A 22,518-nucleotide genomic window follows, 5' to 3' on the forward strand; every position below is an offset into this window, starting at 1 on the left:
CGGCACCTGGGAGAGCCAGGACGGCCGTGACCCGTTCCTGGCCGATCCGTCCTGGGCCGTGCTGGCCCTGTCCCGTCTGCTGGCGCGGATCGGCCGCCCGGCCGCGGGCGCCCAGGCCGACCCGGCCGGGCCGCTCGGCGCCGTGCTCGCGGAACTGACGGCCCGCCGGCACACAGGGCGTTCCTACGACATCGACGGGCTGGTGCCGCGCACGGAGTGAGGGGTGCACGCGCACGCACCGACCGCCGTACGTCACGCGCACCGACCGTGTGGAGGAGCAATGCTGGAGATACTGGGTCTGTCCGCCAAGGCCGAGAGGGTCTACCGCGCCATGCTCGCCCATCCCGGCCATGGGGTCGCCGCCCTCGCCGAGGAGGCGTCGCTCGGCACCGCCGACGTGAGGCAGGCCCTGGACGAGCTGGGCGACCTGGCCCTGCTGCGAGCGTCGTCGACGGGCGGGAACGCGCTGCGCCCGGTCAGCCCGGAGGTGGGGCTGACGGCCCTGCTGGCGACGGCGGAGTCGGAGGCGGCGAAGACGCAGGCCCGCATCGAGGCCACCAGGGCGGAGATCGCCGCGATCGCGGCCGAGCACGAACGCCACCGCGGGATCGACGGCGCTCTGCGTCTGGAGGGGATCGACGCGGTGCGCATCCGGCTGGAGGAACTCCAGCGGATGACCCGCTCGGAGGTCCTCTCCCTCAATCCCGGGGGAGCGCACCGCCCCGACGCGCGGGCCGCCGCGCAGCCCCTCAACCAGCAGGCGCTGGAGCGGGGCGTGGTGATCCGGGCCATCTGCCGCGACAGTTTCCGCAACGACGCCGACACGCTCGCCTATGCCCAGTGGATGACCGGTCTCGGGGGCTTCATGAGGACCGTCCCCACCGTCCCGCTGCAGATGATCGTGATCGACCGCAAGGTGGTCGTCCTGCCGCTGGACCCCGGCGACCCCCGGGCGGGCGCCCTGGAGGTGCGCAACGCGGCGATGGTCGCGGTGGCGTGCGCACTGTTCGAACAGGTCTGGTCCGTGGGCACCCCGTTCGGCGAGGCACCCCAGGTCGACGACAAGGGGTGCACCCCCGAGGAGACCACGCTGCTGAGGATGATCAGTCAGGGCGACACCGACGAGGCGGCGGCCAGGAAGCTGGGGGTCTCGCTGCGCACCGTGCGTCGGCGGATGGCCGAGCTGATGGACCGCCTCGGCGCGTCCAGCCGTTTCCAGGCGGGCGTCAACGCGGCCAGGAGAGGCTGGATCTGACGCACGCGCGACCCGGCCCGGCGAGCGGTCCGTCCGTCACCGGCGTGGCGCGCCCCACGGGATCCGTACCCTGGTGCCCATGCCGACCGTGTCCGAAGCAGCCGCCGGCCAGGACGCCTGGAAGCGCCAGGACGCCCGCGCGGCGATCGACGACTTCCTCGAGAGCCTGCGGCGCGAGGGGTACGCCCCCGCGACCTGCCGACTGCGCGCCATCCTGCTGGCCGAGTTCCTGGACCACGTCCTCGGCAAGGAGAAGACGGCCGCGCTGACCGTCGGTGAACTCCTGGAGCCCGGCCATGTCTCGGCGTGGCTGGAGGCGGCCGCCGAGGGGGCCACCCGCCGGCGCAACACGCTGCGCGGGCCGGACGCCCGGGCGGCGGAGGAGTCGCAGCGGGCCCGGGTGCAGAGCTACAACTCCCTCGCCTCCCACCTGGGCGCACCGGAACGCCTCGAGATGCCCCCGCAGGGCGCCGGTGAACACCTCAGTCCCGACGAGGCCGACCGCCTCCTGCACACACTCGCCGTCAAACGCCCCACCGGCGCGAACGCGGCGACCAGCATCCGCACCGCCGCGGTCGCCGCCCTCGTCGCGGGCACCGGGCGCACGGTTCCCGAGCTGCACAGGCTGCGCACCGACGACATCGACCTCGATCAGCGGGTCGTCCACCTCGACACCGGGTCCCATCCCCTCGACACCCGTGCCGTCGAGGTCCTGCGCCGCTGGCTGGACGTCCGCGGCCACATCACCGCCCGCCTCGAGGGCAGCGACCCGGGCCACCTCTGGATCCCCACCAAGCCCGGCCGCCCCCGCGACGGCGCCGAAGCCCTCAAACCGGGCATCAACCGCGCCGCCGTCCGCACCCTCCACGCCGCCCACCGCACCCTGGTGATGCAACTCCTCGGCCGTCCCGTGCGCCCGGGCGCACTGCTCCGGCGGGACTGATCACGGACTCCCGGGCGGGATTATCACGCCGTGATAGTTCCGCCCGATGCCACCAGCCCCACGCGAGAAGCGGGTGGGACAGGCGGAAACCTCCCCGGGTTATCACGCCGTGATAACCCGGGCTGGCGGCAGACTCCGTCCCGGATCGCGGTCCGGAGCGTTCACGTGCCGCTCACGTGCCGCTCACGTGCGAGAGCCCCGTCCCGGGACGCGGCTCCGGGGCGGGGCTCTTCGACTGGCGCGGGCGAGCTCACTCCCCCGCGTCGGCGGCTCGCAGGACCTCCGCCAGAAGCTCCGGGTCGTTCTGCCGGAACCGCTTCAGGAGGTAGGTCACCATGGCCTTCAGGTCACCGGGCGACATCTTCCGCTCGAGATGCATGCCGATGTAGAGCGGCTGGTCGTACGGGAGCCTCTTGGGCTGCTGCGCCGGCTCGGACTCGGCGACCGCCTGCGCGGCACGGGGCTCGGGAACGACGTCCGCGTTCTCCGCGGGAGCGGCGGCGGGCTCGACACCCACCTCTCCCCCACCGCTCAGCTGGTCCACTGCCGCGGCAGCGGTCTCCGCTTCCCCCACCGGCGCGGCCGCCGGAACCGCTGGAGCAGTCGGCGCCACCGCAGCAGTCGGCGCCGATGCCTGGGCAGGCGTCTGGGTGAGCCTCTGCGTGAGCGCCTGCGTCGCCGCCTGGGTGGTCTCACGGTCGTGAACTATCACGGCGTGATAATCCGCGTTCCGCTCCCCCGCCGTCGCCTCGGCTCCCGGCTCCCGCCGCGCGGCCGCGGCACGCTCGTCCGCCTTGGCCTTCTGCTCCTCCGGCGAGAGCTTGCCCAGGTTGCGGACGTGCTCGACCTTCCGCACGCCCTCGACCAGGTCGCGCTGCAGTTCCGGACTCAGCTTCAGCAGCGACAGCTTGCTGGAGATGGTCCCCTGCGGAATGCCGAGCCGCTTGGCCGCCTTCGTCTGCGAGCCGTAGTGGTCGACCAGCGTCTGGAGTGCCTGGGCCTCCTCCAGATCGGTCATGTCGTCGCGGTGGTAGTTGGCGACGAACGCGGCCTCGAGCAGTGCCTCGTCGCTGCTGACGCGGGCGTTGTCCACGCGCACGGGAATGGTGGCGAGCCCGACCCGGCGGGCGGCCTCCAGCCGGCGGTGACCGTCGATCACGATGTACTGGGCACCCTCCTCCAGGTCCCCGGCCCGCTCCGGCCGGTCCCGGAGATAGGCATCGACCGTGGCGACGACGATCGGCAGGATCACGCCGAGCTCGCGCACCGTCTCCACCGTGTCGTCGAGGTTGCGCAGGTGGTTGCGCGGGTTGTCCGGGTTCTCGCTGATGAGAGGGAGGGGCAGCTCCGTCAGCGAGGCCAGCTCGGAGGACTCCCCACCGGTCACGCGCTCGATCGCCGCCCGGCGGGAACTGCGCGCCCCTCGGGCCGCCCCGAACGCGGGGGCGGCCCCCAACGTGTCCGCCTTGCTCATCGGCCTGCTCCCTTCGCGATCTGCCGCATGGCCTCGGCCTGGTCACTGTGCGGTGCGTACGCGAGCAGCGGCCGGCGCATGCGGACCGCCTCCCGCTGCTCCTTCAGATCGCTGATGACGGCGAGGACCGGCGGGTCGCCGATGCTCTTCCACTGCTCCAGCGAACTGGTGGCCACATAACCCCGGCGCGAGTCGTAGAGGTTGACGACGAGTCCGAGGTAGTCGATCTCCATCCGGAGGTCCTCGCAGAGGTCCTCGATCTGCTGCGACAGCATCGTGTACGCCGTGGCCGACGAGTCCTCCGCCAGCACCGGGATCAGCACGCCCGAACGTCCCGCGGCCTCGCCCCGGCGGCGACGCCCGTAGTAGAGGCCGGCGTCCATGGCGATACCGAGGCTGGGCGGGCAGTCCAGGATGATGACGTCGTACTCCGACTCGACCGGCCGCAGCGCCATCTCCAGTGCCGACTCCTTCTGGAAGCCACGCTTCTGGGCGGACAGTATGCCCAGGCTGGAGTCGAGGAGGAACCCGTCGAAGCACGACGGGAGCAGGTGCAGCCGCTTCTCGAAGCGGTCCTCCTCTATCACCGTGACCAGCTCACGCAGGTCCCCGTCGGACTCGCCCCGCATGTGGGCGACGAGGCTGTCGTGGTCCGGCTCGATCTGCGGGACCCCGAGCTGCTCGCTGAGGTGGCCCTGCGGGTCGTAGTCGACGAGGAGCACCCGCTTGCCGGCCTCCGCATAGGCCTGGGCGATACCGGCGGAGACGGCCGTCTTGCCGACGCCGCCCTTCTGGTTGCAGACGACGATGCGCGCGGGCTCGTCACCACGTGCGTCGGAACGGGGAGAGGGGTGGGCGTCGAGCCACCCGCGGACCGACTGGGCCAGACCCTGCGTGTAGGAGACGCCCCGCTCCGCGCAGGTCTCCTTGAACCGGTCGTACAGCCCCGTCGGAAGCCACGTCGAGAACGACTTCGCCCCCGCGGTGTCGATGTCGGGTGCGGGCCGGCTGCTCGCACGCCAGTCGGTGACGGCTGCGGTGACCGCGTCCTGGATGTCCAGGCCGAGTTCGGCGCATCGGATCTTGAGCTGCTGCTGGAGAGCCGAGGGCAGCTTGGACGCTACCTTTTCCCGGTCTCCATCAGGGTAGGGAGAGGACATGACGTCAGCATACTGACGTCCATGGGGAAATTGGTGCAGGCTTGCCGTTGATTGCTCAGGTTTCGCTCCCCGCGTCGGTCGCGCCGCTCGCGAGTTGTGCGGGTGCGCTCCGGACGGGCCCGGGCTTCGGCTCCAACTCGCCCAGCATCCGGCAAATATCACGCCGTGATAATCCGCCGTCCCGACGTCAGCCGATCGCCGATGCCCACATCCACTGCCGCCGCGGACACCGACACCGACGACACCGAACTATCACGCCGTGATAATCACGCGGTCCTCCGGCAAGACCCGCACGCAGTCAGCTTCACGGCAGCCGACGAGGAACGGGACAACCATGCGGAGCCGGCCTGTGCTGGTCTACGACGGGGACTGCGGGTTCTGCAGCGTCTCGGTCGGGTTCGCCGAGCGGCTGCTCCGCCCCCGCTGCACGACGACGCCGTGGCAGTTCGCGCCTCTGGAAGCGCTCGGCGTCACCCAGGAACGCGCCGAGCACGAAGCGTTGTGGGTGACCCCGACCGGTGCCGTGTACGGCGGATCCCAGGCCGTTGCCAAACTGCTCCTGAGCGCGCGCGGCGGCTGGCCAGTTCTGGGAGCGCTGCTCACCCTGCCCCCCCCGTTATCTTCTTCGTGGTCCTGCAAGAGGGCCGCTGGCCTCCGGGCCCGGCATGACTGTTGCCCCCTGTCGAACGGATGACCTGGGGGGTGGTGTCACCGGGTTCGAGGGGTGCCGTCGGAGACGCTGATCAGAGGTCCGACCACCGCCGGGCCGGGCGCAATGCCCGGCCGCTCGCGGGCGGCAGGTCTGCATAACGTGGATGCGCCGGAACGGCTCCCGACCCAGGGGCCGGCACGCGTCGACACACGTGGGGGCACGGTGATCAGCATCGACGGGGTGGGCGTCTTCCTGGGCCTGGACGTCGGCAAGGCAGCACATCACGGCCACGGCCTCACCCCGGCCGGGAAGACCGTCTTCGACAAGCCCCTGCCGAACACCGAACCGAGGCTGCGGGCCGTCTTCGACAAGCTCCGCACCAAGTTCGGCACCGTCCTGGTGATCGTGGACCAGCCCGCCTCCATCGGCGCCCTGCCGTTGACGGTCGCCCGGGACGCGGGCTGTCAGGTCGCCTACCTGCCCGGACTGGCGATGCGGCGGATCGCCGACCTCTATCCCGGCGAGGCCAAGACCGACGCGAAGGACGCCGCCGTCATCGCGGACGCCGCCCGGACCATGCCCCACACCCTGCGCTCGCTGGACCTGGCCGACGAGGTCACCGCCGAGCTGACCATGCTGGTCGGCTTCGACCAGGACCTCGCCGGCGAGGCCAACCGCACCAGCAACCGCATCCGCGGCCTGCTCACCCAGTTCCACCCCAGCCTGGAGCGCGTCCTGGGTCCGCGCCTGGACCACCAGGCCGTCACCTGGCTCCTTGAGCGCTACGGGTCCCCGGCCGCTCTGCGGAAGGCGGGCCGCCGCAGGCTCGTCGAGGTCGTCCGGCCGAGAGCCCCGCGCATGGCCGAGCGGCTGGTCGACGACATCTTCGCCGCGCTGGACGAGCAGACCGTCGTCGTCCCCGGCACCGGCACCCTCGACGTGATCGTCCCGTCGCTGGCGAAGTCGCTGGCCGCCGTCCACGAACAACGCCGGGCCCTCGAAACCCGGATCGAAGCCTTGCTGGAGGCCCACCCTCTTGCCGAGGTCCTGACCTCGATGCCCGGCATCGGCGTCAGGACCGCCGCAGTCCTCCTGACCACCGTCGGCGACGGCAGCACCTTCCCCACCGCCGCCCACCTCGCCTCCTACGCCGGACTCGCCCCGGCGACCCGGCAGTCCGGCACGTCGATCCACGGCGAGCACGCCCCAAGGGGCGGGAACCGGCAACTGAAACGAGCGATGTTCCTCTCCGCCTTCGCGGCCCTGCACGATCCGTCGTCCAGGACCTACTACGACCGCTGCCGAGCCCGAGGCAAAACCCACACCCAAGCCCTCCTCCGCCTCGCCCGCCACCGCATCAGCGTCCTGTTCGCCATGCTCCGCGACGGAACCTTCTACGAACCGAGAAGCCCACGCACAGCTTGACCAAGGACATAGAGGCCCCCCCCGTGCGGTGGGCCGCTCATGTCGTGTACCGGTGGGTGGCAAACAACCGCTCGCGGTTGCCGGGCAGCACGACGGCGTGTGCACCGAGGAACCGGGGCTCTACCAGCCGGTGAGGTCGACCAGCCGGGAGCAGTGCGGGTCGGCGTCCCCCGGTGCGGTCCCTTCCTCCTCGGTCAGGGAGGGAAGCGCGGCGAGCACGGCCGTGAGGGCACCGGACAGACGGACGTCGGCGGCCACCACGGCGGTGTCCCCCTCGCGGTCGCAGTACAGGCGCATCCGGTCGGGGTCACGGAGGAGGAAGCCCCGCAGGCGGGGAACGGGCCTCTCCTCGGTCCACGGGTGGAGGAGGGTGCGCAGGACGACGAGCGCGAGGTCCCCCTCGTCCGGGTCGGCCGGCTCCACCGCGGCAGGGTCCACCCGGACGAGCCGCATGCCCATCACCGTGTCCGTGCGGCTGCTGGAGAAGATCTGGGTCCCGGTGTGCAGGGCCCGCACCATGCCGAGCACGTCGTCCGCGCCCGCCAGGTCCCCGGCGTCGCCGGCCGTGCGCAGGGGAATCTCCCAGACCGTCATCCCGTCCGGCGTACCGCCCCGTGGAGGGCCCACGACGACACGGACCGCCTCGGAGGGAGGCGGTGACGGCAGGACACCGCGGATGAACTGCCCGTCGGGCAGGGGAGCGCGGAAGTAGGGGAGCAGCGGACCGACGATGTCCGCCTGCTGCTCCGCGATGTCGTCGTACGTGAGGGCCACGGGCGTCACCCTGTCACTGGTTGAGCCAGCTCGGGCACCTGTTCATGCCCTTGCAGTAGGCGGTGATGACGCCGATCGTCTGCCCGGGGCCGGCGTCGTAGCGCGCGTCGGCGGTCTTGCGGGCGTACTGGGCGATGACGACGACCTGCACCCGCCGGTTGCCGCTCCAGGCGTAGGCCCAGTACTCGAGGCGGGCGCCGCTCTTCCTGTCGGGTTTGCCGTCGATGGCGGCGTTGACGATCCTGCACTTCTTGATGTTGTGCGGGCCGGAGAAGTGCTTCCACCCCAACTCGGTGTTGCCCGCACGGGTGGCGATCACCCTGCCGTCCCAGTCCTTCTGCCGGCACTTGACCGTCTTGTCCCAGGCCGGCCCGGCGTGGGCGGGCGTGACGAGGCCTGCGGCGAGAAGGGCCGCTGCGGCCGTGGCCGTCACCGCCGTCGGTGCGAGCCTTTTCATGAGGCGACTGTGTCACCCCTTTGGCCGCGACTCCTCCCTTCCTCCCCGCACATCACCGGATCGGCCTAATGCCCGGGCCGATCCCGGGTCACAACGGCAGCGTTATGCCCAGCTCCCGCATCGCGGTCGACGGAGGGCCGCCTTCGGAGCGCTCCGTCTTGTAGCCCTTGACCCCCGCGGCCACGGTCCGCGGGTCGACGGCCTCGGCCGGGGCGCCCTTGGTGTACAGGCCGGTGGGGTCGGTGTCCCGGTCGTGGGGGAGGAGCCAGAAGACCCGTCGGCGGAAGGTGCCGGAGGAACGGGAGGGCTTGGCGCCGGGCCCGAGGATGGCGTAGCCGACCATGCGCCCGTCGCGGTGGTAGGCGGGCTTGCCCTTGCGGGTGGGGAGGCGGTCGAGACTCTGCCGGACGTAGTCGAGGTCCTGCGGGTCCTCGAGCCAGACCAGCTCGGTCTCGTGGGCGATCTCCTCCTCGCTGATCAGGGAGCTCATGCCGTTCCCTCACCTTCCTGGTCGGCGAGCAGTCCGATGCCCGGGTAGTACTTGCGCTGGTTGGAGGTCATCATCTGCCTCGGGGAACTGAGCCCGACGAGTTCACGGGTGCGGGCCGCGAAGGCGCGGGAGGTCATGGCGGGCGCGCCCTCGTTGCGGCACCACCCCCGGTAGGCCGCGTAGAGGCCGGACTGTTCGGCCCTCAGCTCGGCGCCGAGGACGCAGCGTTCGTCGTAGAACCGGCCGGTGTGGTCCTCGGTCTCGGCGTAGGCACTGGTGGCGATGCGGACGCGTTCGGGGCCGGTCAGGTCCCGCGCGCCGTTGACGTACCGGCGGGCGCCGTCGATGAGCCAGCCGAGGATGCCGGGGCCTTCCTCGGTGACGAGGATGTCGGCGAGGTTGTCGATCTTCCGGTCGTCCGAGACCGTCCGTTCGAAGGGGATCAGCCGCATCCGTCGCCAGAAGGCGAAGCCGCCGGTGCCGACCTCGGGGCGGTGGTTGCCGAGGAGCCAGAGCTTGTGGGTGGGCTGGAAGCTGAAGAAGTCCTGCCGCATGCGGCGGGCCTTGATGCGGTCGCCGCCGGTGAGGAGCTTGACGCGTGCCTCGTCGAACTTGTCGCCGTGCTTGACCTCGGAGCAGACGATGACGCGACGTCCGTGGAGTTCGGCCAGGTCGGTGGGGTGGCCCTCGTAGGGGCGGGCCATCAGGAAGCCGGGCGGGGCGGCGTCGGCGTAGTCGCCGAGGAGCTTCATCAGCACGTCCAGGAGGACGGACTTGCCGTTCTTCCCCTCGCCGAAGAGGAAGGGCAGGATCTGGCCGCCGACGTCGCCGGTGATGGAGTAGCCGAGCAGCAGGTGCAGGAAGTCGATCATCTCCAGGCCCTCGGCGTCGTCGCCGAAGGTGTCGGTCAGGAAACGGTCCCAGCGGGGGGTACGGGTGTGGCTGGGGCCGACGGTGGTGGACCGGGAGTGGAAGTCCTTGTTCGGGTCGGGAGCCTTCACCAGGCCGGTGCGCAGGTCGACGATGCCGGCGGGGGTGCACAGGGCGTAGGGATCGGCGTCGAGGAGCGCGGCGTTGAGGACCATGCCGGGGGCCGACCTGGCCTGGGTGAGCATGGCGTTGATGCCGGTGGTGGACAGGGCGCGGCGGCGGTGCTGCTTGAGTGCGGCGGCCGTGAAAAGGCCCCGGGGGTCCTGGTCGGCGATGTTCTCGGCGAGGTCTCCGGCGGCCCACAGGACGGTGTCGTCCTCGTCGATCTGCCAGCGGGTGCCGTCCCAGCGGTACCAGCCGATGCCCGGGACGTGCCGGTAGTCGTTGGAGTAGAGCTTGACGAAGAGTTTGGCGTTGCCGCGGTCGCTGAGGGTGTCCGGGAGCAGCCCGGCGGCCGTGGCCTCCCCGGCGGCGGGAGAGGTCACGGGGCCGCCCTGGGCGGGGAGCGGAAGGGGCATCTGGGCGCTGCGGATCTGCGCGGCGACGGCCTCGGCGTCGAAGAGTGTCCCGTTGCCGGGGTTGGGGGGCAGGTTGACGGTCACGGGCGGCGCCCTCGGCTGTAGAGGGGATGGCGCAGGCCTGCGGCCAGGCCGCTGCGGATGATCTGCTGGGCACGGCGTTCCTGCCCCGGGCGGACGGCCGCCGCGGTGTCACGGAGCGCCTTCTCCGCGTCGTCCCGGGGCAGACGCCCGGCGGAGACGAGTCCTCCCAGGGTGTAGGCGGCCCGGTTGAGGGCGTCGGAGAAGCCGGTGCCCTCGGATGCCTGCCCGCAGGCCCGCACAGGGGCCAGGACGGCCTCCAGAGTGCTTCCGATGCGCTTGGCACCGCCTCCGGCCGCCAGGACGGCCTGCTGGGCCCTGGGCGGCACCGAACGGGGTCCTGAGGGCTGCCGGGGCGTGGCGAGGTGCCCGGTGCGCTCGAGTTCCTGCGCGAGCCAGGCGGGGAGCGGGGCGGGGACGCGGGTGTCCCCGACGGGTGTGTAGGCCCCGTCACGGGTGACGGTCCCGGGGGCGACGATGTAGCCGCCGTGGCCACGGACGTCGACCTGCCAGGCGAGGGCGCGGCCGGCGCTGGAGCCCGCGGAGCTCTGCCATCGGCGGCCGTCCGGGACCCGGTACCAGATGTGCATGCCGCCCGAGGGCGTACGGACACGCAGCGTGGTGACGTCCTCGGCGGGGGAGGGCCGGGAGCGCAGCGCCGCCAGGACGGCGAGTGTGTGGAAGCCGTTGGACAGGCCGGTGAGGTCGACCTGCTCCCCGATCGGGATGCCCGGCAGCAGCCGGTCGCGGGTCGGGGGTTCGGTGGCGTGGGCGTCGACGTCGACGACGACCAGCCGGGCAGGGCCGCAGGCGACTCCGACCCCGAAGTCCGGCCGGGCGCCCCACCAGTCGTGGATGCGGGCCGGGTCGAGGGTTGCGGCGTGGAATCCGTGGCACCAGCGTCCCTGGGGGAGACAAGGGCACTCCGCCGGGGTGTGCGGGCGGGTGCGGCAGCTCGCGCAGTTGGCGGCGGGCGTCTTGCGGCCGGCGGACAGCGGGTGGACGGGCCAGCCCTGCTCGGCGCACCGGAGGGCGGTGCGGACGGCAGACTCGGCGACCGGGGGGCCGGAGGGCGACACGGTTGAGTCGCTGCGAGAAAAACGCAGCTCAGCAGGCATCTGCGTCCCCCATCAGCGACCGAAGCGACTCAACGACGGACACAGCCTAGCGAAGAGTGGCGGTGGCTCCGCGTACCCCTGTGGAAACAGCGTCGGAGACGTGTCGAAGGGCCCTCGGAGACATCTGTGGAGCTGATGACGGGCATCGTCGTGCTCCGGTTCCCGGGCTTCCGGGACGGCAGCGACCGAAGGAAGAACGAACAGCGACCGAAGCACTTCGGTCGCTGCTTCAGTCGCTCGACAAAACCGCAGGTCACAGGCTCGCCTTGAAGAAAACAGCGACCGAAGCGACTCAACCTCTCTATCTATCACGCACACACGCGCACGCACTAAGGGCTTATATACCCCGAAGTTCGGTCGCTTCGGTCGCTGTCGTTCAGTGAACCGCCCTCTGACCTGCGCTTTGTAGGAGCGACTGAAGCAGCGACCGAAAGCCGTTCAGTCGCTGTTCTTCAGTCGCTGTGCGCCTCCGAGGGGCTTGGGAGGCCTTCATCGCCCTCTGCGGGCGGAAGAAAGCAGCGACCGAACGGCCGCGGCAGCGACTGAACACAGCGACCGAACAGGACGGGGCCACGCCCGCCCCTGCTGTGCTGTGTTTTCTCCCCGAGAGGAGCGTCGCTTCGGTCGCTGTCCGGCACCTCTCGGGCCGCCGGGCCGGGCTGTCGGCCGGGCTGTCGGCCCGGCCCGTCATGATGGGTCCGTGGACTACAGCCTCGTGATCGCCGCAGCACAGGCCGCCGGACCGTGCCCGGAGGGCCAGGAGGCCGACTGGGGCCGCCGGGTGCACTCCCTCACCGTGGACCTCCACATGGTCGCCCAGCAGGCCGCCCAGGACATCGCCCGCCTGGAGAGCGCCAAGCGCTTCGTCGCCTTCCTGGAGAAGGTGGAGATCGAGGAGACCAGCCGCCGGGGGCTGCTCACCCTGCGTTCCCCGGCAGGCGATGCCGAGCACATCCGCACCGAGCAGCAGGAGACCGACCGCGGACGCCGCCTGATCGAGCGGGCCCGTTCCCTTGAGGGCCGCTGGGTGCTCGTGTACCGCTACAACGAAGCCGCCGGTGCGGCCCGGAGCATCCGCATGCTCGCCCACCTCATGGATCTGGGCGAGGGTGCCCTCACGGTCAACCTGGCCAAGAAGATCCTCCTCGACGACACCGAGGGCTCCGTTCCCCGAGCCCAGGCGGCCTGGACGGCCGCAGGGCTCCCTGAGGCCGGCAGCGTGACCGTCGAGCAGCTCCAGCGGGCCCGGGAGGAGATCGCCCCCTGAGGGGCCCGCCCCGGGCTTCTGCGGGCGTGTGAGGCCGTTGCGCCGAAGCGGTTCAGGCGGGGTTTGCCACCAGCGCGGCAACCGCTTGCAGCGCGGCGAGTGCCTGGGGGTGGGTGGTGGGCGGCTGTCCGCCGGCCTGGTGGTGGTGCTGGAGGTGGCGGAGTGCGGCGGCGAGGTAGCGCTGGAGGCTCTCCTGCTGGAGGGCGGTGGTGCAGTCGGTGAGGACGTAGGCGGCCTCGTCGAGCCAGAAGTCGGTGTCCTCGTCGGTGGTGAGGTGCTCGCGGTGGTCGAGAAGGCGGTGGGCGGCGGCCGCGACGAGGGGGTGGCGTTCGGCGGCGGCCTGGCGGCGCTGGTGGGCGGCGCGTTCGCGTTCGGCGTGGCGGAGGCGGGCGGCGGCGACGGCTTCGGGGGTGCGGCGGACGGGGCGGTCGTGGTCGGTGGCGTCGGTGAGGGCGGCTGCGGCCAGGCGTTGGGCCTTGTTGTAGGCGGCGGAGGGGGCGCGGACCGCGAGGGGGGTGGTGAGGTCGGCCCAGGTGGCGCCGGCGTCGCGGGCGGCGGTGACGGCGCGCATCTGGTGGAGGTCGGCCTGTTCGCGCAAGTGTTCCCATAGCAGCACCTGGGTGAGCGCCGCCCGCCGCCGTGCCTCGGGCGCCAGCACCTCCAGTTGCCGCGCGTTCCGTTCCGCCCAGAGCAGGGCGGCGAACAGTTCGGTGTCGTCGGGCATGGTGTCGGCGCCGCCGGCCGTCTCGTGGAGCGCGCGCAGTTCGCTGACCAGTGCGTTCGTGTTGAGGGGGCCGATGCGGACGGGGGTGGTGCGCAGGGGTGCGGCGGCGTCGCGGGCGGTGTTCTTCTTCCTGGCCATGGCTGCCGATTGTGCCTCATGTTGGGGTTTCACATTCTGTGAATCGCCCGCGCGGGGCGGCCGGCGGGGCGCGCTGGGGTCGGATAACCTCTCCTTATCCGACGCCAGAAAACCCGGCCCGCGGCCGCTGCGGCGACCGCCCCCACCCGGGGAAACAACCGCCCGACGGCACCCCACCCCGACACCCGGCGGCCCCGGCCTACGGCCGGCCCCCCGCAACACCCCCGGCACACGACAGCCACCGCGCGACGAGACCCGTGACCACCGCACCACCCCGGTCACTCAGATGGACATGGTCCACGAACAGCCGGAGCCCGTTGTCGCGGGCAACCTCGTCCCAGCTTCTTCCGAGCAGGTAGTACTTGGCGGCCGCCCAGAACGCCGTGGCGAAGCCGAAGTCGTAGGCAGGCCGGTGGCCCTGGTTGCGCAGGTGAGCGGTGAAACGTTCGTTCACCGGCACGTGGCCGACCCCGGTGCGGGTGGCGACCTCCTCGATCGCGGCGTTGTAGCCGCGGAGCCGGTGATTGATCTCGGAGTCGAGGTCCTCGCCGAGCGGCGGCAGCGACATCAGCGCGACGCGGGCGGAGGTCCTGCTCCTGACCCGCTCGATGATCGCGGTGAGGTTGTCCCGGTACTCCTCCAGGGGAACGCCGTCGCGGACGTCGTTGGTGCCGATGAGGAGGATGACCGCATCCGGGTCACAGGCGACGACATCGCTGTCGATCCGCTCGCGGAGATCCGCGCTGGTGTTGCCGTTGTCGCCGGCGTTGACGAACTCGTATCCGCGGAACGCGGGCCGCTTCCGCAGGTCGCCGACCCAGTCACGGCCGAGCGTGCCCTGGGTCATGCTCGCGCCGGCCGCGACGACCACCGGCCCGCCGCCCTGCGGGCGCCCACCGGCGCAGGCGTCGGCCGGCGGGTTGGCGGGCGGGCGAAGAAACGTCAGGTAGCCGACGCTGCCGGCGGCCCCCAACACGGCCAGGGCCAAAGCGCACAGGGCGATGACGATCCTCCTCCGCGCCGCCCGGCGCACGAGGCGGCGCTGTCCCTCGCCGCCAGGGGTTCCTAAGACGGTGATCCGCATACCGGTCCTCCAGAGGGGTTAGTGAACACTAACCAGAGGGTGCGCTAGTGTTCACTAACCTGTCAAGCGGGGGAGGGAAGGACGGCGATGAGCACACGGGAGCGGATCCTCGACGCGGCTGCGGGCATCCTGCGCACCCGTGGCGTCGTGTACGCCACGACCAAGGAGATCGCGCAGGAGACGGGCGTGTCGGAACCCACCTTGTACAAGTACTTCGGGGACAAGGAGCGGCTGCTGCTCGCCGTCCTGGAGGAACGGCTGCCCGGCCCGTCGCGCGTCCCGGTCCGCCCCGGCGAGGGCGACGTCGAGGAGAACCTCGCCGAGCTCGCGCACGCGGTCCTGGACTTCTACCAGCGGTCGATCCCGATGCTGGGCGCGCTCCTGGCGGACCCGCAGCGCATGGCGGCACACCGGGTGGCCATGAGCCGGCACGGCGGCGGCCCCGAGAAGGCGGTCGCCGGCTTCGCCTCCTACCTGCGGGCCGAGCAGGGCCTCGGGCGCATCGCCGAGGACGCGGACCCGGACGCGGCGGCGGCCCTGCTGATCGGCGCGTGCTTCCAGGAGGCGTTCCTGCGCTACTACGCCCACGGCCCGGAGGCCGACCCCGCCCCGCGTTCCCGTGCCGAGGCCTTGGCCCGAGCGGTCGTCAGACCGCTGCGGTGACCCGCGTGGGCCGTCGCCGATCGGGTCCGCGGGTGCGGCACGCCCAGAGCCCTCGTCCGCAGCGTCCACAGCATCCGCCGCACCCGCAGCGTCCGCCACGCCCGGCATACTGGTGGACATGAGTGTGCCCTCGTCGTCCGCCTCACGCCCGCTGCCGCCCGTCACCGGCGGACCGGCCGGGCACGCCGACGACCTGCGCCTCTACCGGGAGAAGTTCCGCCGCCGTCTGCCCGCCTCCCTGGACGAGATGCGCGGCCCCCGCGAGGGTGTCGTCGAGCCGCCGCTGACGGTGGTGTGGTCGGGGCTGCGGGCCTTCGACCTCGGCAACGAGCGGCAGCGGATGAGCCTGTACCGCGTGGTCCTCGCCGAGGGCATGCGCCACGACCTGTGCGCCCTGCTCAACCGCGACCTGCTGCTGCGGCTGTGGCCCACGCTGCGCACCCTGGTCTCCTCGTCCGTGCGCGACGTGTGGGAGGACACCTTCGCCGAGCTGCGCGCCCTCACCCACCTGCCGCCGACCGCGCCGCCCCCGGTCCGGCGGCACCGGACGGCCGCGTGAGACTGCCCGACCTGCACGCCCGGCTCCTCTCCGACGTCCTGGCCCTCGGGTCCCCGTACCCGCTGGTGATCACCGGCGGGTACGGCGTCCAGGCCCACGAGCTCCTCGCCCGTCCCAGCCAGGACGTCGACGTCGCCACCGAGAACCCGGCCCCGATGGACGACATCGTCCGCCGCCTCGCCGAGGGCCTCACCGCACGCGGCTGGCGCATCGAGGTGATCGAGGTCGCCCCGCTCTCCGCCCGTCTCACCGCCACCGGCGCCGACGGGGAGGAGTGCGAGGTCGACATCCTCAAGGAGTCCTTCACGCGGCCCCCGGCCGTCTGCGCCTACGGCCCGGTCCTCTCCGAGCAGGACGTCGTCGGCACCAAGGTCCGCGCCCTGGCCGAACGGGGCGCGCCACGCGACGCGCTCGACGTCTTCGCCGCGTCGCGCCGCTGGACCACCGCCGACCTCGAACACTTCGGCCGTCTCCACGCCCGTGGCCGCTTCGACCTCGAGGAACTGCAGAGCCGCCTCGCCGGCGTCGCCTGGCTCGACCCCGTCGAGTTCGAGCAGTACGGCGCCGGGGAGGAACTCGTCGACGCCCTCCTCTCCTGGGCCCAGCGGTGGGCCGACGACATCGGCCTCCGACTGGCGCAGGACGACCTCGGCGACGACTGACGGGCCCGCCCTTCACCCCGCCCGGCCCGGCCCGGCCCGCCGGCCCACCGGCCCGCCCGGCACTGTTTGGCCTGCTCATGCCACCATGAGCGGTTCCGGGGATCTAAGATCCGCGCATGGCGACACGACTCGTGCAGATCAACATGAAGGCCCACGACGACTCCGCGCTCGGTCGGTTCTGGGCGGAGGTGCTCGGGTGGGGCATCGACAGCGAGGAACCGGGTGTGACCAACCTCGAACCCGTGGGTTTCTCCTACCCCGACCCCGTGGCGGTCTGCATCGACATCGTGGCCCGTCCGGAACCGAAGAAGGTGAAGAACCGGGTCCACCTCGACCTGGCCACCACCTCGACCGCCCACCAGGCGGAGTTGGTGGCGCGTCTGCAGGGTCTCGGTGCGACGCTCGCCGACGTCGGTCAGGGCGACGTCCCCTGGACGGTCATGGCGGACCCGGAGGGCAACGAGTTCTGCGTCCTGGAGCCCCGCCCGATCCACCAGGACACCGGGCCGATCGCCGCGGTGGTGGTCGACTGCGCCGACCCCCGGGCGATGGCGCGGTTCTGGGGCGAGGCGACGGACTGGACGGTGCACGAGGTCACCGACGACCACGCGAGGATGCGTTCCGCCCAAGGTGTCGGCCCGTACCTGGAGTTCGTCCGTAACCCCGACACCAAGACCGTGTGGAACCGCGTCCACCTCGACGTCCGCCCCTACCCCGGTGACGACATCACGGCGGAGGAAGCCCGGCTGCTCGCCCTGGGCGCCACCGACCCCGGCGTCGATCGGTCCGCCATCCACTGGACGGTGCTGGCCGACCCGGAAGGCAACGAGTTCTGCCTCCTCTCCCCCCGCTGACCCGGAGCGGCGGTGCGGGCCGCGCGGTCACGCACGGGCCTCCAGGCGGTGGGCGCAGGCGCTGAGGTGGCGGCGCTCGGGAGCACTGGTGGTGCGGCGGGCGGCTTCGCGGTAGGAGGCCGCCGCGCCCTCGTGCTCGCCGAGGAGCTCGAGGAGGTGGGCACGCGTGGCGAGCAGCCGGTGGTGGCGCGCCGTGCGGGGGTCGGCCTCCAGCGCCGTGACCAGGTCGAGTCCGGCGGCCGGGCCGTGGACCATGGCGACGGCGACCGCGCGGTTGAGCGAGACCATCGGGTTCGGCCCGAACCGTTCCAGGATCTCGTACAGGGCGAGGATCTGGGGCCAGTCGGTGGCGTCGGTGTCCTCGGCCTCGTCGTGCACGGCCGCGATGGCCGCCTGCAGCTGGTACGGGCCGACCCTGCCGCGTGGCAGGGTCCGGCTGATCAGGTCGACCCCCTCGGCGATGGCACGGCGGTCCCACCGGCCGCGGTCCTGTTCCGCCAGCGGCACCACCTCGCCGGAAGGACCGGTGCGGGCGGGCCGGCGCGCGTCGGTGAGCAGCATCAGCGCGAGGAGGCCCGCGGTCTCGGTGTCCTCGGGCATCAGACGGTGCAGCATCCGGGTGAGCCGGATGGCCTCGTCGGACAGTTCCGGAACGGTCAGGCCGGTGTCGTCGGAGCCGCCGGTGGCGGTGTACCCCTCGTTGAAGACCAGGTAGAGCACGTGCCGCACCTCGGCGAGCCGCTCGGTGAGTTCGGCGCCCCCAGGCACGGCCAGGGGTGTGCCGGACGCCTTGACGGTCTGCTTGGCGCGGCTGACGCGCTGGGCCATGGTCGCCTCGGGCACCAGGAAGGCCGCGGCGATCTGCCGGGTGGTCAGGCCGCCGACCGCGCGCAGCGTCAGGGCGATCCGGCTGGCCCGTGACAGCGCGGGATGGCAGCACAGGAACAACAGGGCCAGCGAGTCGTCCCGGTCCGCGTCGGGCACCGTGTCGGCGGCGTGGCCGAGCAGTTCGGCCTGCGGGGTGGCGAGGGCGAGTGCGTCCTCGCGACGCCGGCGGGCGCTGTCGCTGCGGATCCGGTCGACCAGCTTGCGGGAGGCGACGGTCACCAGCCAGCCTCGGGGGTTGTCCGGGACCGTCGCCCCGGGCCACTGCAGGACGGCGGCCAGCAGGGCTTCCTGGACCGCGTCCTCGCACTCGTCGAAGAGGCCGTAGCGGCGGACGAGCGCGCCCAGGACCTGCGGCGCCAGCTCGCGCAGCAGGTCCTCGACGGCAGGACGCCCGGTGGTCACACGTCCGCCGCGGACTCGTGCAGCACCGGCCACAGCTCGACCGGATCCACGTCGGCGAACGGCATGTCCGCGGCGATCGCCTGCGCCCGCTCCAGGCTGTCGCAGTCCAGCAGGTAGAAGCTGGCGATGTACTCCTTGGTCTCGAGGTACGGGCCGTCGGTGACCGCCGGGGCCCCGTCCTCGCGGCGCACGAGCTGGGCGTTGGCCGCGTCCGCCAGGCCGTAGGCGCCGAGGAGTTCACCGCTCTCGCGGTACCTCCTGTTGAACGCCTCCTGCCTGGCGATCGCCTCGGGCCACGCCTCGGCCGGGAAGGAGTCCCACTTGGCCTGGTTGCCGTAGATCATCGCGACGTACTTCATGTCAGGTCCCCTCGCTCCCGCGCGCCCCGTCGGCGCGCTGTCACCCCTCGGTCGGAGCGGGAACCGGGTCCTCGACATCCGCCGACGATTTCCTTCGACATTTTTTTGCGTGCCGCCGTCGGCCTGTCTCCGCGCCCCGGCACGGCGCGGATGATCAACCTACAGCCCGGCTCCCCGGCCCCGTGCTCCTCAGCGGCCGTCGGCCGGCGCGGAGCCCGCCCCGACGGAGGGACGCTCGCCGTCGGGGCGGGCGGACCCGCCCCTCGCCGCCCACAGCGCGGTGGCGATGAAGAGCAGTTGCTCGGGGATCCGGAACCACAGCGGCGTGGCCGGGTCGCCGTTGGACGGGACGTCCTCGAGGGCGGCGTAGACGTTGGCGGGGAAGATCAGGACGAAGAACACCGCCAGGCCGATCCCGGCCGGCGTGCGGGTCGACGCCCGGACGAGTCCGGCGGCGCCGAGGAGTTCCAGCACGCCGGTCGCGTAGACGACCGCGGTGGGGAACGGCACGAAGGGCGGGACCATCGCCTCCATGTCCTCGCGGCTGGGCATCACGGTGACGCCGGGCGGGGCGAAGTGCGCGGCCGCGGTGAGGACGAGCAGCACCGCCAGGCCGTGTGCGGCGCTGACCCGCCAGGTGGCGAACCGGCCGACGCCCAGCGCGCCGAGCAGGCGGAACACCGCGGTGGGGACGACGAGCAGCATCACGGTCTCGAACATGAACGTCCTTCCAGAGCAGGCGCGTCGACGAAACTTTCCACTGGGAAGATAGGTTTGCTCCGCAATGTTGTCAACGGTAAGATCGCGTGCCATGACCGCTCGCCGCTACCACCACGGAGACCTGCGCCGGGTCGCGCTCGCCGCGACGGCCGAGGCCATCGAGGAGGGCGGCAGCCCCGCCGCCCTCAGCCTGCGCGACGTGGCCCGCCGCGCAGGCGTCTCGCACGCGGCCTTCACGCATCACTTCGGCTCCAAGCCCGGTCTGCTCACGGCACTGGCGACGGAGGGCTACACCCTGCTCGCCGACGCCCTCGGCACGGCGGGTGACGACCGCGTCGAGGCCGGCGTGGCGTACGTGCGGTTCGCGGCCGGGCACCCGGCCCACTTCAAGGTGATGTTCCAGCCCGGCCTCTACCACCCCGACGACCCGGGCCTGCGCGCCGCGGAGCAGCGGGCCGGCCAGGCGCTCAGGGCGGTGCTCCCCGACTCGGCCGACGAGAACGCCAGGCGGGCCGCCTGGTCGATCGTCCACGGCTTCGCCGGCCTGTGGCTGAGCGGCGCCCTGCCGGCGGTTCCCGGCGTCGACGCCGGTGACGCCGCGCGGCCGGTCATCTCCCTGCTGACCCTCGCCCCCTGACGTCCGGGCCGCGTTGTCGGCGGTCGCCGGGAGACTGGACGGATGGACCGTGACGACGAACGGGAGTCGCTGCGCCGCCGGGTCTACGGCGCCGACCACGAACACCCGAACCCGCGGCCGGACCGCCGCTACGCCGAGCTCGTCGGCGGCCCGCTGGACGGGCTGCTGCTCGACATCACCGGCTGGACGCGGGGCGAGGCCACTCCCGGGGTCGTCCTCCCCACCGAGCTGGGCCGGTTCGGCCCCGGTGGCAGGACGATGTACGACCCGCGCCCCGGTGACCCGGCCCGGTGGGACTGGACCGGTGACACTCCCTGACGTCTCCGGCCGGTCCGCGGCCGGTGACGACCGCCTCGGGGGCACCTCCCTCGCGCCGGGTCCCGCCGGGAGCGGCTACCGGTCCAGTTCCGGGTAGTACGCCAGCTGGTAGGGCGACAGCTGGGACACCGCCAGCTGCCCCTCGCCCCGGCAGACGGGGCAGACACGCCGCGTGGCGCACTGGGGACACCGCCTGCGCCCGTTCGGCTCGCCGGCCACCCAGCCGCGTCCACCGCAGCAGTCGCAGGCGCCGAGGCCGTCGCACTCGTAGCACAGCACGAAGCCGGGCGAGAGCGTTCCCGGCGTGCGCACCGGCTCCGGCCACCGCTGATCGTCCGGCTCGCGCAGCGCCCGGGCGGCGGTCTGCCCCCGGTAGAGCACGCTCGGGTGCTCGCCCGTGGTGACCTCGATGAGGGTGCCGTCGCGGTGGGCGGTGAGGACGCACGTGCCGTCGCTCTCCTGCCACGGCCCGCTGACGTCCCATCCGGCCCGGCCCAGCAGGTCGGCGGACCGCGAGGCGGCGTCGGCGGCTCCTACCCCCTCGGGGCGTTCCCCGCGGAAGACGGCCGAGTAGCTGTAGCGCAGGGGATCGTGCCAGTCGACGACCTTCGGCTCGTCGAGGAGGAGCAGGCCCAGGTCGGCGCCGGGCGTCAGGTCGTCGATCAGCTTGACGAGCTGCGCGCGCAGGGCCCGGCCGAGCCGGTCCAACTCCGCCCGAGCACCGAACACTTCCCCCACCGGAGCCCCTCCTCCCGCCTGGTCACCGCATCCTAGGCGCGGGGCGCAGGCGAGGACACGGGCTCCGGCGCCTGAGTCACCCGACGTAGGCGGGTGAGAGACCGATGTGGAGATCGGGCAGGCCGGGGACGGGGTCGGGGAGGGTGCCGGCCCGGTCTGCGGGGTGGCCCAGGGCCGTGGTGAGACGTGCGAGGGCGGCCGCACGGGCGTGGGGGGTGCCGCCGTACAGGGGCCCTGCCAGCTCCTCGTGGGTGACGGTCAGGACTCCCGGGTGGTGGCTCAGCCAGAGGGAGGGGCCGGTCGCGCCGAGGAAGGCGGGGTCGGCGCGGGCGTAGTCCCACCGCGCCCGGTCGGTGGGGAGGGAGGTGAGGACGTCCCGGTGGATCAGGTTCTCCGGCATGGTGCCCACCTGGCCGTCCGGGCGGCACAGGTGCCGGATGTGCGCGGCGATCCGGTCGTCGGGGTGGCGCCGGTGGAGGATGATCAGCGGCTCGCCGGTGGCCGCCCAGTGACGGAGAAGGCCGGCGTCCGCGCGGTCGAGACGCAGGTCGGTGACGTACCAGGCGTCGCGGCCGGGCAGCAGACGCAGAACCTCGGCGTTCGGGAGGCGGGCGAGGCGGCTCTCGACGGCGGGGTCGAGGTCGGTATGGGCGGTGACCGCCTGGCCGAGCCGCTGCCACCACACCCGCCACAGCGTGTCGACGGCGGCCGTGTACGCCGCCTGCAGCGGACCCGTGTCCTGCTCCCGGTGGTGGGCGGTGAGGAACGCGAGGGCGGCGGGCCGGCCGTAGGCGGTCTCGAGGAGCGGGTAGACCTCCCCGGGAGCCGCGCGCCGCGCGTGGTGGGCGTGGCCGCCCATGGTGCCGCGCGAGGTGTGGCCGAGAGCGGTGGTGATCTGGTGCAGGAGGACGGTGCCGCTCCCGGGCGGGGAGACGACGACCAGGTGACGGGGAGCCGTCACCGCGGGCACGCGTCCCGCCCCGCGGTCCGGGGACCCGGCACCGACGCCACGGCGGCCAGGAGCAGGTCCTCGTAGCGGTGGTGGCGCCGGGTCGTGACCCGGTGCTCGAGGAGACGCGCGGCGCGCTCGCACTCCCCGGCGTCCGCGAGGGCGCGGGCGAGGGTGTCCTGGACGATCTCCCGTTCCACGCGCACCCCGCCCAGCAGCTCCGTCCGGGCGCCCAAGGGTTCGAGGAGGGCCACCGCCCGGCCCGGCTCGCCTGCGCAG

General features: G+C 72.6%; 25 protein-coding genes and 2 pseudogenes. 12 read left to right on the forward strand and 15 right to left on the reverse strand.

Annotated features, from left to right (window positions below):
* The 3 genes and pseudogenes from HW445_RS03420 to HW445_RS03430 all read left to right on the forward strand — a co-directional run.
* Window positions 1–220, forward strand: a pseudogene (locus HW445_RS03420) (hypothetical protein); the annotation flags it as partial.
* A 60-nt stretch (window positions 221–280) separates the two neighbouring features.
* On the forward strand, window positions 281–1,255 hold the full coding sequence (locus HW445_RS03425; RefSeq protein ID WP_180219541.1) for a LuxR C-terminal-related transcriptional regulator: 975 nt from the start codon (window positions 281–283) through the stop codon (window positions 1,253–1,255).
* A 79-nt stretch (window positions 1,256–1,334) separates the two neighbouring features.
* On the forward strand, window positions 1,335–2,198 hold the full coding sequence (locus HW445_RS03430; protein WP_180219542.1) for a tyrosine-type recombinase/integrase: 864 nt from the start codon (window positions 1,335–1,337) through the stop codon (window positions 2,196–2,198).
* 250 nt (window positions 2,199–2,448) lie between these two features.
* Here HW445_RS03430 and HW445_RS03435 read toward each other — a convergent pair whose 3' ends face one another.
* The gene (locus HW445_RS03435) at window positions 2,449–3,672 is read right to left on the reverse strand and encodes a ParB/RepB/Spo0J family partition protein (RefSeq protein ID WP_180219543.1); all 1,224 of its coding nucleotides are present in this window, start codon (window positions 3,670–3,672) and stop codon (window positions 2,449–2,451) included.
* Complete coding sequence (locus HW445_RS03440; protein ID WP_180219544.1) at window positions 3,669–4,832, reverse strand: ParA family protein; 1,164 nt, start codon at window positions 4,830–4,832, stop codon at window positions 3,669–3,671. Before HW445_RS03440 ends, HW445_RS03435 begins: the two co-directional genes overlap by 4 nt.
* A 334-nt stretch (window positions 4,833–5,166) precedes the next feature.
* Here HW445_RS03440 and HW445_RS03445 point away from each other — a divergent pair, with 334 nt between their 5' ends.
* Both HW445_RS03445 and HW445_RS03450 read left to right on the forward strand, forming a co-directional pair.
* Window positions 5,167–5,526 carry a DCC1-like thiol-disulfide oxidoreductase family protein gene (locus HW445_RS03445; RefSeq protein WP_180219545.1) on the forward strand — a complete coding sequence of 120 codons (360 nt, stop codon included), beginning with the start codon at window positions 5,167–5,169 and terminating at the stop codon, window positions 5,524–5,526.
* A 180-nt stretch (window positions 5,527–5,706) separates the two neighbouring features.
* A complete protein-coding gene (locus HW445_RS03450; protein WP_180219546.1) occupies window positions 5,707–6,909 on the forward strand; it encodes an IS110 family transposase in 1,203 nt (400 codons plus the stop codon).
* Window positions 6,910–7,029: 120 nt separating this feature from the next.
* On the opposite strand, the gene HW445_RS03455 is transcribed toward HW445_RS03450, so the two are convergent.
* The 5 genes from HW445_RS03455 to HW445_RS03475 all read right to left on the reverse strand — a co-directional run bounded on the left by HW445_RS03455 (window position 7,030) and on the right by HW445_RS03475 (window position 11,277).
* Complete coding sequence (locus HW445_RS03455) at window positions 7,030–7,683, reverse strand: hypothetical protein (protein ID WP_180219547.1); 654 nt, start codon at window positions 7,681–7,683, stop codon at window positions 7,030–7,032.
* Window positions 7,684–7,696: 13 nt separating this feature from the next.
* Complete coding sequence (locus HW445_RS33215) at window positions 7,697–8,140, reverse strand: hypothetical protein (protein WP_257230816.1); 444 nt, start codon at window positions 8,138–8,140, stop codon at window positions 7,697–7,699.
* Between the two features lie 88 nt (window positions 8,141–8,228).
* Window positions 8,229–8,630, reverse strand: coding sequence for a DUF6009 family protein (locus tag HW445_RS03465; RefSeq protein ID WP_180219548.1), 402 nt, complete (start codon window positions 8,628–8,630; stop codon window positions 8,229–8,231).
* Window positions 8,627–10,078, reverse strand: a complete 1,452-nt coding sequence (locus HW445_RS03470) for a phage/plasmid primase, P4 family (protein WP_180219563.1) — start codon at window positions 10,076–10,078, stop codon at window positions 8,627–8,629. The genes HW445_RS03465 and HW445_RS03470 overlap by 4 nt, the downstream gene beginning before the upstream one ends.
* A gap of 80 nt (window positions 10,079–10,158) precedes the next feature.
* Window positions 10,159–11,277 (reverse strand): bifunctional DNA primase/polymerase, encoded by a 1,119-nt coding sequence (locus tag HW445_RS03475; RefSeq protein WP_180219549.1) that lies wholly within the window; start codon window positions 11,275–11,277, stop codon window positions 10,159–10,161.
* Window positions 11,278–11,977: 700 nt separating this feature from the next.
* On the opposite strand from HW445_RS03475, the gene HW445_RS33220 reads away from it, so the two are divergent.
* Entirely contained in the window at window positions 11,978–12,544 is a 567-nt protein-coding gene (locus HW445_RS33220) for a hypothetical protein (RefSeq protein ID WP_180219550.1), read from the forward strand.
* Window positions 12,545–12,596: 52 nt separating this feature from the next.
* On the opposite strand, the gene HW445_RS03485 is transcribed toward HW445_RS33220, so the two are convergent.
* Both HW445_RS03485 and HW445_RS03490 read right to left on the reverse strand, forming a co-directional pair.
* Entirely contained in the window at window positions 12,597–13,406 is an 810-nt protein-coding gene (locus HW445_RS03485) for a hypothetical protein (RefSeq protein WP_257230817.1), read from the reverse strand.
* A 199-nt stretch (window positions 13,407–13,605) separates the two neighbouring features.
* Window positions 13,606–14,490, reverse strand: coding sequence for a GDSL-type esterase/lipase family protein (locus tag HW445_RS03490; RefSeq protein WP_180219551.1), 885 nt, complete (start codon window positions 14,488–14,490; stop codon window positions 13,606–13,608).
* An 87-nt stretch (window positions 14,491–14,577) separates the two neighbouring features.
* Here HW445_RS03490 and HW445_RS03495 point away from each other — a divergent pair, with 87 nt between their 5' ends.
* The 4 genes from HW445_RS03495 to HW445_RS03510 all read left to right on the forward strand — a co-directional run bounded on the left by HW445_RS03495 (window position 14,578) and on the right by HW445_RS03510 (window position 17,228).
* Entirely contained in the window at window positions 14,578–15,153 is a 576-nt protein-coding gene (locus tag HW445_RS03495) for a TetR/AcrR family transcriptional regulator (protein ID WP_180219552.1), read from the forward strand.
* A 118-nt stretch (window positions 15,154–15,271) separates the two neighbouring features.
* On the forward strand, window positions 15,272–15,712 hold the full coding sequence (locus HW445_RS03500; protein ID WP_257230818.1) for a hypothetical protein: 441 nt from the start codon (window positions 15,272–15,274) through the stop codon (window positions 15,710–15,712).
* Window positions 15,709–16,374 carry a nucleotidyl transferase AbiEii/AbiGii toxin family protein gene (locus HW445_RS03505; protein ID WP_180219553.1) on the forward strand — a complete coding sequence of 222 codons (666 nt, stop codon included), beginning with the start codon at window positions 15,709–15,711 and terminating at the stop codon, window positions 16,372–16,374. Before HW445_RS03500 ends, HW445_RS03505 begins: the two co-directional genes overlap by 4 nt.
* A gap of 116 nt (window positions 16,375–16,490) precedes the next feature.
* Entirely contained in the window at window positions 16,491–17,228 is a 738-nt protein-coding gene (locus HW445_RS03510) for a VOC family protein (protein ID WP_180219554.1), read from the forward strand.
* A gap of 27 nt (window positions 17,229–17,255) precedes the next feature.
* On the opposite strand, the gene HW445_RS03515 is transcribed toward HW445_RS03510, so the two are convergent.
* From HW445_RS03515 to HW445_RS03525, 3 genes are all read right to left on the reverse strand, one after another.
* Window positions 17,256–18,518 carry an RNA polymerase sigma factor gene (locus tag HW445_RS03515; RefSeq protein ID WP_180219555.1) on the reverse strand — a complete coding sequence of 421 codons (1,263 nt, stop codon included), beginning with the start codon at window positions 18,516–18,518 and terminating at the stop codon, window positions 17,256–17,258.
* Window positions 18,515–18,877, reverse strand: a complete 363-nt coding sequence (locus tag HW445_RS03520) for a YciI family protein (RefSeq protein WP_180219556.1) — start codon at window positions 18,875–18,877, stop codon at window positions 18,515–18,517. Before HW445_RS03520 ends, HW445_RS03515 begins: the two co-directional genes overlap by 4 nt.
* Before the next feature lie 189 nt (window positions 18,878–19,066).
* Window positions 19,067–19,597: a hypothetical protein gene (locus tag HW445_RS03525; RefSeq protein WP_180219557.1), complete on the reverse strand. Its 531-nt coding sequence runs from the start codon at window positions 19,595–19,597 to the stop codon at window positions 19,067–19,069.
* A gap of 91 nt (window positions 19,598–19,688) precedes the next feature.
* On the opposite strand from HW445_RS03525, the gene HW445_RS03530 reads away from it, so the two are divergent.
* Entirely contained in the window at window positions 19,689–20,234 is a 546-nt protein-coding gene (locus HW445_RS03530; protein ID WP_180219558.1) for a TetR/AcrR family transcriptional regulator, read from the forward strand.
* 42 nt (window positions 20,235–20,276) lie between these two features.
* Complete coding sequence (locus HW445_RS03535) at window positions 20,277–20,552, forward strand: hypothetical protein (protein ID WP_180219559.1); 276 nt, start codon at window positions 20,277–20,279, stop codon at window positions 20,550–20,552.
* Between the two features lie 75 nt (window positions 20,553–20,627).
* Here HW445_RS03535 and HW445_RS03540 read toward each other — a convergent pair whose 3' ends face one another.
* From HW445_RS03540 to HW445_RS03550, 3 genes and pseudogenes are all read right to left on the reverse strand, one after another.
* Window positions 20,628–21,290: a hypothetical protein gene (locus HW445_RS03540; protein ID WP_180219560.1), complete on the reverse strand. Its 663-nt coding sequence runs from the start codon at window positions 21,288–21,290 to the stop codon at window positions 20,628–20,630.
* Between the two features lie 76 nt (window positions 21,291–21,366).
* Window positions 21,367–22,251 (reverse strand): hypothetical protein, encoded by an 885-nt coding sequence (locus HW445_RS03545; RefSeq protein WP_180219561.1) that lies wholly within the window; start codon window positions 22,249–22,251, stop codon window positions 21,367–21,369.
* Window positions 22,248–22,518, reverse strand: a pseudogene (locus HW445_RS03550) (hypothetical protein); the annotation flags it as partial. The gene HW445_RS03545 and the pseudogene HW445_RS03550, both read right to left, overlap by 4 nt.

The organism is Streptomyces sp. UH6 (assembly GCF_013421635.1).
Taxonomy (GTDB): domain Bacteria; phylum Actinomycetota; class Actinomycetes; order Streptomycetales; family Streptomycetaceae; genus Streptomyces; species Streptomyces abyssomicinicus.